The 10,311-nt window shown below is 62.6% G+C and carries 11 protein-coding genes and 1 tRNA gene; 6 read left to right on the plus strand and 6 right to left on the minus strand.

The features are described 5' to 3' along the window. Window positions 1-42 precede the first annotated feature (42 nt). Both PGB28_RS16525 and PGB28_RS16530 read left to right on the plus strand, forming a co-directional pair. Complete coding sequence (locus tag PGB28_RS16525; protein WP_271422631.1) at window positions 43-780, plus strand: phosphatase domain-containing protein; 738 nt, start codon at window positions 43-45, stop codon at window positions 778-780. After that, complete coding sequence (locus PGB28_RS16530; RefSeq protein WP_271422632.1) at window positions 777-2,540, plus strand: ABC transporter ATP-binding protein; 1,764 nt, start codon at window positions 777-779, stop codon at window positions 2,538-2,540. Before PGB28_RS16525 ends, PGB28_RS16530 begins: the two co-directional genes overlap by 4 nt. On the opposite strand, the gene PGB28_RS16535 is transcribed toward PGB28_RS16530, so the two are convergent. Continuing rightward, the gene (locus PGB28_RS16535) at window positions 2,522-3,205 is read right to left on the minus strand and encodes a TIGR04283 family arsenosugar biosynthesis glycosyltransferase (RefSeq protein WP_271422633.1); all 684 of its coding nucleotides are present in this window, start codon (window positions 3,203-3,205) and stop codon (window positions 2,522-2,524) included. The genes PGB28_RS16530 and PGB28_RS16535 overlap by 19 nt on opposite strands. A gap of 67 nt (window positions 3,206-3,272) precedes the next feature. On the opposite strand from PGB28_RS16535, the gene ygfZ reads away from it, so the two are divergent. Both ygfZ and PGB28_RS16545 read left to right on the plus strand, forming a co-directional pair. Beyond that, window positions 3,273-4,022 carry a CAF17-like 4Fe-4S cluster assembly/insertion protein YgfZ gene (ygfZ, locus tag PGB28_RS16540; RefSeq protein WP_271422634.1) on the plus strand — a complete coding sequence of 250 codons (750 nt, stop codon included), beginning with the start codon at window positions 3,273-3,275 and terminating at the stop codon, window positions 4,020-4,022. Further along, the gene (locus tag PGB28_RS16545) at window positions 4,019-4,822 is read left to right on the plus strand and encodes a fructosamine kinase family protein (protein ID WP_271422635.1); all 804 of its coding nucleotides are present in this window, start codon (window positions 4,019-4,021) and stop codon (window positions 4,820-4,822) included. Before ygfZ ends, PGB28_RS16545 begins: the two co-directional genes overlap by 4 nt. 4 nt (window positions 4,823-4,826) lie before the next feature. Here the strand turns inward: PGB28_RS16545 and PGB28_RS16550 are convergent, their stop codons facing one another. Next, complete coding sequence (locus tag PGB28_RS16550; RefSeq protein ID WP_271422636.1) at window positions 4,827-5,291, minus strand: GNAT family N-acetyltransferase; 465 nt, start codon at window positions 5,289-5,291, stop codon at window positions 4,827-4,829. 94 nt (window positions 5,292-5,385) lie between these two features. Next, complete coding sequence (gene efp, locus PGB28_RS16555; protein ID WP_271422637.1) at window positions 5,386-5,949, minus strand: elongation factor P; 564 nt, start codon at window positions 5,947-5,949, stop codon at window positions 5,386-5,388. A gap of 216 nt (window positions 5,950-6,165) precedes the next feature. On the opposite strand from efp, the gene PGB28_RS16560 reads away from it, so the two are divergent. Next, on the plus strand, window positions 6,166-6,489 hold the full coding sequence (locus tag PGB28_RS16560) for a DUF6280 family protein (protein WP_271422638.1): 324 nt from the start codon (window positions 6,166-6,168) through the stop codon (window positions 6,487-6,489). A gap of 97 nt (window positions 6,490-6,586) precedes the next feature. Here PGB28_RS16560 and PGB28_RS16565 read toward each other — a convergent pair whose 3' ends face one another. The 3 genes from PGB28_RS16565 to PGB28_RS16575 form a co-directional block, all read right to left on the minus strand. Further along, a complete protein-coding gene (locus PGB28_RS16565) occupies window positions 6,587-7,660 on the minus strand; it encodes a hypothetical protein (protein WP_271422639.1) in 1,074 nt (357 codons plus the stop codon). A gap of 105 nt (window positions 7,661-7,765) precedes the next feature. Beyond that, complete coding sequence (locus PGB28_RS16570; protein ID WP_271422640.1) at window positions 7,766-9,142, minus strand: TolC family outer membrane protein; 1,377 nt, start codon at window positions 9,140-9,142, stop codon at window positions 7,766-7,768. A 110-nt stretch (window positions 9,143-9,252) separates the two neighbouring features. Further along, on the minus strand, window positions 9,253-9,906 hold the full coding sequence (locus PGB28_RS16575; RefSeq protein ID WP_271422641.1) for a protein-L-isoaspartate O-methyltransferase family protein: 654 nt from the start codon (window positions 9,904-9,906) through the stop codon (window positions 9,253-9,255). Window positions 9,907-10,048: 142 nt separating this feature from the next. Between PGB28_RS16575 and PGB28_RS16580 the strand changes: the two genes are divergently transcribed. Then, a tRNA-Cys gene (locus PGB28_RS16580) sits at window positions 10,049-10,122 on the plus strand. Window positions 10,123-10,311: the final 189 nt, after the last annotated feature.

Consider the following 10,311-nt stretch of genomic DNA (forward strand, 5'->3'; position numbering starts at 1 on the left):
TGTCGCCTAAACCGCGCCACAGCGAAACCCTGAGGCCGTTACATGCTCAAAGCGATCTGGACCTGGCTGGACGAGAGCGAGAGGCGTGTGCGCCGCTCCTTCGGCAAGGATATCTCGACCCCTTGGGGGCGCTTCGTGGGCCATGTGCATTACCACGTCTTTGACCATGCCTTTCTGCGCATCTTCTGGACCAATTTCGAAGAGATCGCGCCGGGCGTCTATCGCTCCAACCATCCGACCCATCGTCGGCTGAAGAAATACCGCGACATGGGGATCACCTCGGTGCTGAGCCTTCGCGGTGAAGAGAAATTCGCCCATTGGCTGTTCGAGAAGGAAAGCTGTGAAGAGCTGGGACTGAAACTGCATACCGCCAAGCTCTGGGCGCGCCATGCGGCAAAACCCTCGAAGGTCACCAATGTGATTGATGAAATCCGCAAAATTGAAAAGCCGTTTGTGTTCCACTGCAAATCCGGCGCGGACCGAGCCGGATTTGTCGCCGCTATGTATCTGATGGTGTTCGAGGGTAAATCAGTTCAGGAAGCCAAGAAGATGCTGAGCTTCAAATACCTGCATCTCAAGAGCACCAAGACAGGGGTCCAGGATTACATCCTTGACGTCTATGAGGCGCGGACGTTGCAGGCGACTATCGGGTTCGAGGACTGGCTGCGCACCGAGTATCGCGGAGCCAGCATCAACGACGCATGGGAAAACCGGCGTAGCCCGGAGTCGACCGCCACCATGCTGCGCGAACGCGCCCAAGATGAACAGGCTGAGACTTGAGCAAACATCCCCCACAGGCCCGTGGACTGGCGCTCTGGCTGTGGCGCGGTTACCTGCGCAAGCATATCGGTCTGCTGCTGATTGCCATGCTGTTCATGAGTTTTGAGGGAGCGATGTTCGGCGCGGTCAGCTACATGATGAAACCGATGTTCGATTTCGTGTTCATCGGCGGGCGCAGCGATCTTCTGATTTGGGTCGGGCTGGCATTTCTGGCCATCTTTGCCATTCGTGCCGGGGCATCGGTGGTGCAGAAAGTGCTGCTGACCCGGCTGAGCCAGATCACCGCCGCCGAGATGCGGCAGGATCTCGTCACGCATCTGATGACGCTGGAGGGGCAGTTTCACCAAAGCCATTCGCCCGGATATCTGATGCAGCGCGTCGAGGGCGATGTGGGGGCCATCGGCAAGGTCTGGCGCACCATCATCACCGGCGCGGGGCGCGATGTGGTGGCGTTGATTTCGCTGTTTGCGGTGGCCTTGAATATCGACTGGCGCTGGACGCTGGTGGCACTTCTGGGGGCACCTTTGCTGATCGCCCCAGCAGTCATTGTGCAGCATTTCGTGCGCAAGAATGCCCGTGTCGCCCGCGACGTCGCGGCGGGCCTGTCGGTGCGGTTAAACGAGATTTTCCACGGCATCGTGCCGATCAAGCTGAACCGGCTGGAGAAATACCAGGCCAGGCGCTACGGCGAGCTGACCGATAAGCGCGTGCATGTCGAGACGCGCTCGGCACTTGGACAGGCGTCGATCCCGGGGCTGGTCGATCTCATGGCCGGGGTCGGATTCATGGGCGTGCTGCTCTATGGCGGCGGCGAGATCATCAGCGGCGAAAAGACCGTGGGCGATTTCATGGCGTTCTTCACGGCGCTGGGTCTGACCTTTGAGCCGCTGCGCAGGCTGGGTGCCGTGAGCGGCGTCTGGCAGGTGGCGGCGGCGGCGATGGAGCGGCTGCGCGAATTGCTGGAACTGCAACCGGCGCTGGCCTCACCGGCGAACCCGGTGGCGGCTCCGGATGACGTGCCCGAGATTGTGCTGGAGGATGTGCATCTGGCCTACGAGGATGCGCCGGTGCTGAAAGGAACGTCCTTCGTGGCCGAGGCCGGGAAGACCACGGCGCTTGTCGGGGCCTCCGGCGCGGGCAAATCCACGGTCTTCAACCTTGTCACCCGGCTGGTCGACCCACAGCAGGGCCGCGCGACCATCGGCGGGGTCGATGTTCGGGACATGGCGTTGGACGATCTGCGCGGGCTGTTTTCCGTGGTCAGTCAGGAGGCGCTGCTGTTTGACGAAAGCCTGCGGGACAATATCGTGCTGGACCGGGTGGATGTCAGCGAAGACGCCCTGAAGCGGGCATTGGACGCCGCGCATGTCAGCGACTTCCTGCCGCGATTGTCCGATGGGCTCGACAGCCCGGCAGGGCCGCGCGGCTCGAACCTGTCGGGCGGGCAGCGGCAGCGCGTGGCGATTGCCCGCGCCGTGCTGCGCGATACGCCGATCCTGCTGCTGGACGAGGCGACCTCGGCTTTGGACACTGCGTCCGAGGCATTGGTGCAAGAGGCGCTGGACCGGTTGGCCGAGGGCCGCACAACGCTGGTCATTGCGCACCGGCTATCCACCGTGCGCCATGCGGACAAGATCGTGGTGATGGATCAGGGACAGGTGGTCGAAGAGGGCACGCATGCAGAGCTGATGGCCAGGGGCGGCGCCTATGCACGGCTTCAGCAGATGCAGGCAGGCGACGATCAGCGGGATCGCGTGTAGCCCTGCACCAGCTTGGCCGGAGCCGTCCCGCCCAGATAGCGCAGCAGGGTGATCAGGTTGCGGCTGCCCCGGCGCAGCCACCCGTCCCGCTCATAGCGAGCCGCCGAGGTCAGGGCCGTTGCGTTCAGCGGCGTCAGACGGCCCCGCAAGGCCCGGGCCAGCGCCACGTCCTCCATCAGCGGAATATCGGGAAAACCGCCTGCGCCCTGATAATCCTTGCGCCGGATCAGCAGACCCTGATCGCCGTAAGGCAGGCCAAAGACGCGCGACCGCAGATTGGCCCAACCCGCCGTCAGCCGCGCCATGGGATGGCGCGAGGCGAAGCGCAGCCGGAAATAGGCCGGGGTTTCACCGGTGAGATGGGCCAGAACCGCTTCGGTCCAGCCAGGCATGAGGAGGGTATCGGCGTGCAGGAACAGCAACCACTCTCCCGCCGCGAAGGACGCGCCGCGCCGAAGCTGCCCCCCGCGCGAGGGCCGTCCCGTGACCACCATGGCCCCTGCCTGTTCCGCGACCGCCAGCGTGCCATCGGTCGAGCCGCCATCGGTGATGATCAATTCGCGGATCAACCCCGCCTCCAACCCTTCGCCCAGCGCAGCAAGGCAACGTGGCAGCCCGTCCCCGGCATTGAGTGTCGGAATGATCACCGAAATCGGCGCGCGCATGCCATGCCCCCTGTTGGTTGCTCTTCGCCTCTCTATATGGAACGACAGACGGGAAAGGGAATGTGCCATGACAACATATAGCGAGACCCGCAAAGTTCTGCGCCTGACCGGTGGGGATGTGCGCGACTTCCTGCAGGGGTTGGTGACCAATGATGTGACGCGGCTTGACCACGGGCCGGTCTATGCTGCGATGCTGACGCCGCAGGGCAAGCTCATTGCCGAGTTCTTTCTGGTGGCGGACGGCGATGCGGTGTTGCTCGATGCGCCCGCCGAGATTGCCGGACCCCTGATGCAGCGGTTGTCCATGTACAAGCTGCGCGCCGATGTGAAGATCGAAGAGACCGATCTGGCGGTGTCGCGCGGCACCGGCGACATGCCCGAGGGCGGCTTTGCCGATCCGCGTGATGCGTCGCTGGGATGGCGGGTGATATCCGACACCGCTCTGCCTGACGATGGCACCGATTGGGACACGCTGCATGTGGCCGCGGAAGTGCCGCGCTGGGGGCGCGAGCTGGGACCCGAGAGTTATATTCTTGAGATGGGGTTCGAGCGCCTGCACGGGGTCGATTTCAAGAAGGGCTGCTATGTGGGCCAGGAAGTGACCGCGCGGATGAAGCACAAGACCGAACTGCGCAAGGGGCTGGCCCGCGTGGGCATTTCCAGCGGCGCGCCGGTCGGGGCCGAGATCACGCTGGACGGCAAGCCCGTCGGGACATTGGGCACACAGGCGGGGGGCGCGGCGCTGGCCTATCTGCGCTTTGACCGGGCCAAGCCGGGGATGCAGGCGGAGGGGGCCGAGATCACGCCGCCGGAATGACGCTCAAGGCGCAGATCACAACGCTTCTTGGTCGGGAAGTGTCCGCGCTCCGCCCCTTGCATGGCGGGGACCTGTCCGAAGTGCTGCGCGCCGATCTGTCAGGTGGCAAATCGGTCGTGGTCAAACGCGGGGCGCATGTGGGTATCGAGGCGCATATGCTGCGCCGGATGCTTGAGGCCGGAGCACCCGTTCCTGAGGTTCTGGCCGCGCAGGATGATCTGCTGGCAATGGCGCATATCCCCGAGGGGGCTGCGACCGAAGCCGCCTGGCGCGGGTTGGGGCGCGATTTGCGCGCGATGCATGATGTTGCTGGGGCGGAGTATGGCTGGCCGGAGGGCTACGCCTTTGGCGCAGTGCAAATCGGCAACCGTCCCTGCGCTTCATGGCCCGCGTTCTGGGCCGAACGGCGATTGCGGCCGCTTGCACGGCATCTGCCCGGAGACGCCGCCACCCGTCTGGATCGTGTGATCGCAGAGCTGGACACCCTCTTGCCCGAAACGCCGCCGCCCGCGCTGCTCCACGGTGATCTCTGGACCGGGAACGTGCATTTCGGCGCGGATGGACGCGCGTGGATGATCGACCCCGCCTGCTACTACGGCGACGCAGAGGTCGATCTTGCCATGCTGTGCCTCTTCGGCAGACCGCCGCAGAGCTTTTTCGACGCCTACGGCCCCCTGCCTGCGGGCTGGGAGACGCGGCGCGCGATCTACCAGCTCTGGCCCGCGCTGGTGCATGTGGCCCTGTTTGGCGCGGGGTATCACGGCATGGTGGCGGGATTGCTGGACAGACTGGCCGCGTGAGACGTCACAACGGTTTGACCAGCGCATGCACTGCCGGTGTCGCCCCCGCCCCTTCCATCAAGGTCAAAGACGCCCGGTTGAACACAGGCACGCGGGTCAGCCACATCGCATGCCCCGCAGCCCGTGCCTCGGCCTCGAAACGACGGATCAGCCGCCCGCCTATGCCCCGCCTGCGCCAGCCGGGGGCGACATAGATGTGGTCAAGCACTGCCTGCGCCCCTGCGCGTTCCAGCATCGTTTCAGCGCGTTCCTCGGCCATCCACATGAGGTAGCCGCGCGCCACAGTTTCAGTACGGTAGATCAGGATCTGCGCGCCCTGCCCCATGCGGTCGCGGAAAAAGCTGCGCAGTTCGACTTCACTACCGGTGTCGTGAAATCGCTCCGGCAGATGGCGCGTGTGCAGCGCGTTCAGACCGCGCAGCATCTGGGCAAGGTCCGGAATATCGTCTGGGATGGCAGCTGTGATCATGAAAAAGGCCTCCTGGCTATGATGCCGGAGGCCTGTTCAATCTGTCATGTCGCGCCCCCGACGGTTGCGGGGGTATATGCGCGCGAGCCCCGGGTCAGGCGCGCTCGGAATATTCCATGGTCTCGGTGTTCACGACGATCATCTCATCCTGACCCACGAAGGGCGGCACGGAGACGCGCACGCCATTGTCGAGCACGGCGGGTTTGAAGCTGTTGGCGGCGGTCTGGCCTTTGACGACCGGCTCGGTCTCGACCACCTTGCAGGTGACCTTTTGCGGCAGGGTCGCGTTGAGCGCCTCGCTTTCGTAGAATTCCACCACGATGGTCATGCCGTCCTGCAGGAACGGGCGACGTTCGCCCAGCAGATCGGCCATCACCTGTACCTGATCATAGGTTTCGGTATCCATAAAGATCAGTTGGCCGTCATCCTCGTAAAGGAACTGCATGTCTTTTTGCTCAAGACGCACGCGCTCGACCTTGTCCGCAGAGCGGAACCGTTCGTTCAGCTTGGAACCGTTGCGCAGGTTTTTCATCTCGACCTGGGCAAAGGCACCGCCCTTGCCGGGCTTGACGTGATCGACCTTGACCGCGGCCCAAAGACCGCCGTTGTGCTCCAGAACGTTACCGGGGCGAATCTCGTTTCCGTTGATCTTGGGCATTGTGACAAAACCGTGGCAAAAGGTTGATGATAAGTTGATGGACCCTATATCTCGCGTTGTTGCGCCGCGCAAGATCACCATATCTCGTTTCGCAGCTGCAGCAAGATATGCGCAATTTGCATAGAAGCTATGCATTTGCGGGGTATCCGAATCAACAAAAACAGGTCATAAGGGCCTTCACGCCGAAAAGACAAGAGCAAGAACAAAGGACGAAGTATGAAAGATTTCGTTGACGGTACAGCCTTTAACAGCGAGCAGGGCAGCCGCGCCCGCAAGCTGTTCGCTGCGGTGGTTCTGGCTGCACTGGACGATGCAATTGCCGACGACAAGAAGTACGGCAATGGCCCCGAACAAATTGCCCGTTGGGCACGTTCGCGCGATGGGCGCGAAGTTCTGTCCTGCGCCGGGATCGACCCGAATGAGCGCGTCGTATCCGGGCTGATGGAATTCGTTGCAAAGGGTGTGCGCACCTCGGTTGCGCTGTCGCGCGAAGAGAGCGAGCGCCGCAATGCTGCTGCGCAACAGGCGGAAGCCGCCTAAGGCGTTTCAACCTTTCGCAAAACCACTCAAGACATGAAAAAAGCGCGTCCGCTGCGGGCGCGCTTTTTCTTTTGTCAGGTTAGCGGTGGGCCCGACATCAATCGAGTTCCTGGCTCGCAAGCGCCCGGTGGATTTCGCGGCGGACAAGTCGCCGTACATTGCGGGTGATCCGCTCGCCCAGAGCGCCCTGCAACTCTTCGCGCACGATCTCACAGACCATGTCGCGCAGGGTTTCTTCGTCGATCAGCAACCCTTCCGGCTCAGCGGCCAGGATCGGGTCCTCTGCCGCGTCCGCAGCGATTTCTGCGGTCTGCAGATGCGCGTTGCCTTCAGGTTCCGCCACACGCTCACTTGCAGGGGGGGCGACGGGGTCAGCCTGATATGCCTGCGTGGCGGGTTCATCCCCTTCGAGGTCAGGATCGTGGTCTTCCCAGTCCAGCGCGGCGGCATCGCTCATCTCGGTCGCCACATCCTCGGCTAATGAGCCATCGCCTTCTTCCGGCTCCCAGTCTTCGTTGCGCTTGCCGATCAGGGTTTCCAGCGCGGCGATCTTGGCTTCAAGCGTTTCACTTGCTTCCTGTGCGGGAGCAGTGATAGTCTCACCCGTTTCGACCAGCTCATCCGTGACCGGTGGGTCCGCCAGAAACGCTTCGGTGGGTGCGTCCGCATTCGCAGGATCAGGGATGTCCGTTGCATGGGAGGAGTGTTCATCGGCCATGGTGTCACCCATGTCCCCGTCATTCGAAACCTCAGGGACGTCAGCCGCTGCCTCTGGCTCGGCAATGTCGGGCGTGGTTTCATCGGCCTGAACATCAACGTATTGGGACTCGCTATCTTCCGCATCATCGCCGTGCTGCAACGCCTGTTCCACAAGCGCGTCTGCCACGGCATCCAGAACGGCATCCTGCGCAACCGGCGCGTCAGCCGTGTCCACTTCGGGGGCCGGGGCCTGAGATTCGGCCTCACCCTTGCCACCATCATGGACGCGCAAGGCAGGCGTCAGGACCAATGCCTGATCCCCGGGCGCGGGCGCATCGGCCTCTTCCGCACCGGTTTCAGACAATGCATCTGGCGCATCTGGCGCGGACGGTCTTTGGTAATCCTCGGACACCAGCCGCCGGATAGACGAAAGAACATCCTCGATATCCGAGGATTTGACAGGATCTGACATTGATTTCACCACTTTGCCTCGGACGCAGGATACCGCGCGCGCCCACGTCACACAACAGATACAAACAATTGTGTATGAAAGCTGCGCGGCTGTGGCAGCCCGGGCCTATTTGCCGATCTTGCGCAGAACCCGGTCCAGCTTTTCGCCCTGAATGCTTTTGGCCGGCGCGTTCTTGATCAGGTTGTAATATTCCGCCGGATCATAATGCTGAACCCGAAGATTGAGATGCTTGGCCGTCATCAGCCCCATCGCGGCCAGCACCTGATAGGTGGCGATGGTGCGGTCCGCGACGGCCGAGGCAAAGGCGGTTTCCGCATCCAGCAATTCCTGTTCCGCCGTCAGCACATCCAGCGTGGTCCGCTGGCCAAGCGTCGCCTCTTCGCGCACCCCGCGAAACGCCACGCGCGCGGCACGTATCTGGCGCTGGGTCGCTTCGATCGAGGCATTCGCCACCTTGAGCGCAGCGAGCGCGTTGCCCACATTCTGAGCCACATCATGGCGGGTGACATGCAGCGCCCCGCGTGCCCCATCACTGCGCGCCCGGGCCTGCCGGGCCAGCGCCGAGAGCCGCCCACCCCGGTAAATCGGGCCGCCGAATTCCATGGCGATCTCGCCACGGTCCAGCCACGACGGCGAGTCCAGATCAATCGCGCGCGACAGGCTGCCCTTGAGCTTGACGTTGGGTTTCATCGCGGCATCGGCGCGCCGCACATTGATATCGGCGACGCTGACCTCGTATTGCGCGCGACGCATGTCGGGATGAGTGCGCAGGGCCACGGACTTGGCCTTGTCCTCGTTCCACTCCACCTCGGGCAGGCGCGTGATCGGGGCAAGCCGATCCGGTTTGCGCCCGATCACCGCGCGGTATTCTTCCTGCGCACGCATCAGATCGCCCTGCGCCGCGGCCAGGTTTGCCCGGCTGGAGGCAAGCCGCGCCTCGGCCAGGGCCACATCGGTGCGGGTCACCTCGCCCACCTCGAACCGGTCACGCGCGGCGCGCAGTTCTTGGGAAACAAGCCGCTGGTTGTTCTGGCGCAGCGCCACCGTTTCCGCCGCCCGCTGCACATTGACATAGGCCTGCAGGGCGCGCAGCAGCACCTGTTGCTCGACAGCACCCAGGGCCTCACGCGCCGCCAAAACGGATTCCTTGGCCGCATCGAGCCCAAGCTGCGTTGCGCCGAAATCATACAGCAGCAGTTCCGCCGTGACGGTGAAGGACATTTCGCGCGAATCCGTCGAGGACATCACGAATTGACCAACCTGGTTCGGCGCATAGGATTCGGTGACGGTGCGGGAGATTTTGGATGACCAGTTCAGGATCGGGCGCAGGGCGGCCAGAGCCACGGCCACATCCTCGTCCGCCGCCCGCAGGAGCGCGCGGTTCTGCTCAAGCAAACCGCTGTGTTCATAGGCCGAGGCCAGCGCATCACCAAGGCTTTCGGCATTGGCCACGACCGGGCTAACAGCCAACGTGACCGCCAAAACGGTGCCACGGCATACTCGTGCTACGAACTTGGCAATCATCTGGGGCCCCCGTTGCCTTTGATATTGGCATCAATTGCAGTGTGTCTACAGCACACAAGACATAAGCGTCAAAGAGCAAACTCGGCCGCTTTTTCAAAGCCGGGCAGAACCGGCGCGGATGCATTGAAAGCATAGCGCCAGCTGATATGCCCATCGCTTTTGTGACCGATCCGCACGGTTCCCAGCGCCCCCTCCATGAAAAGACAGGCAATGCGCCCCTCGTCCTTGAGTTGATCGCTGATCGCCTCGGGCAGCGACTCGACCCCGCCTTGCAGTATGACGACATCGTAGGGACCGTGTTCCGCAGCTCCTTCGGCAAGCGGTGCCTCATGCATGATGACCCCGTCGGCTCCGAGCTCGGAAAGCGCCGACTGCGCTTCGCTCACACGGTCCGCGTCATCCTCAACCGCAACGACAGCTTCACACATGCGGGCGATGACGGCGGAGGAATAGCCATAGCCGGGTCCGATATCGAGCACGAGCTCGTTTCCCGACAATTCCAGGGCGTCCAGCATCTTGGCCAGCGTGCGCGGCTCAAGGATCACGCGGGACAGCGCAATTTCAATATTTTCGCCCACATAGGCCGCTTCGCGTTTGTCACGCGGCACGAAAGCCTCACGCGGGACGGAAAGCATGGCATCGATAATCGGGAACTTGGTCACATCCGAGGGGCGCACCTGGGTATCCACCATAAAGGTCCGGCGCTTGGCATAGTCGGTCATGTCTAAACTCTCGGGTTCAGGAATGTTGCCCCCGTCTTGCCACAACTGCGCGGGACCGGCAATGCGCCATGGGGTCTTTTCCCGCCGGATTGGTCTTGCAGGGCTGACAGAGATCAGTTATCCGGCATGTCACCACATCGGCGGCGAGTTGGCGGAGTGGTGACGCAGCGGATTGCAAATCCGTGTACACCGGTTCGATTCCGGTACTCGCCTCCATTGAATCCTTTCCTCAAATATCCCAGTATTGTAGGCACTTGGAGCATTCCAAGGAGGATATTTCGGAGGATTGAGCTACCCCCTGAAATTCGGACACTGACGTAAGCTACGATTTGTTGTCTGCTGGTCTTCGACGATAAGGAGATTAGAGATGTCGAAACGGAAGAACCATTCGCCGGAGTTCAAGGC

The sequence above is a fragment of the Primorskyibacter aestuariivivens genome, from assembly GCF_028023675.1.
GTDB lineage: Bacteria > Pseudomonadota > Alphaproteobacteria > Rhodobacterales > Rhodobacteraceae > Marinovum > Marinovum aestuariivivens.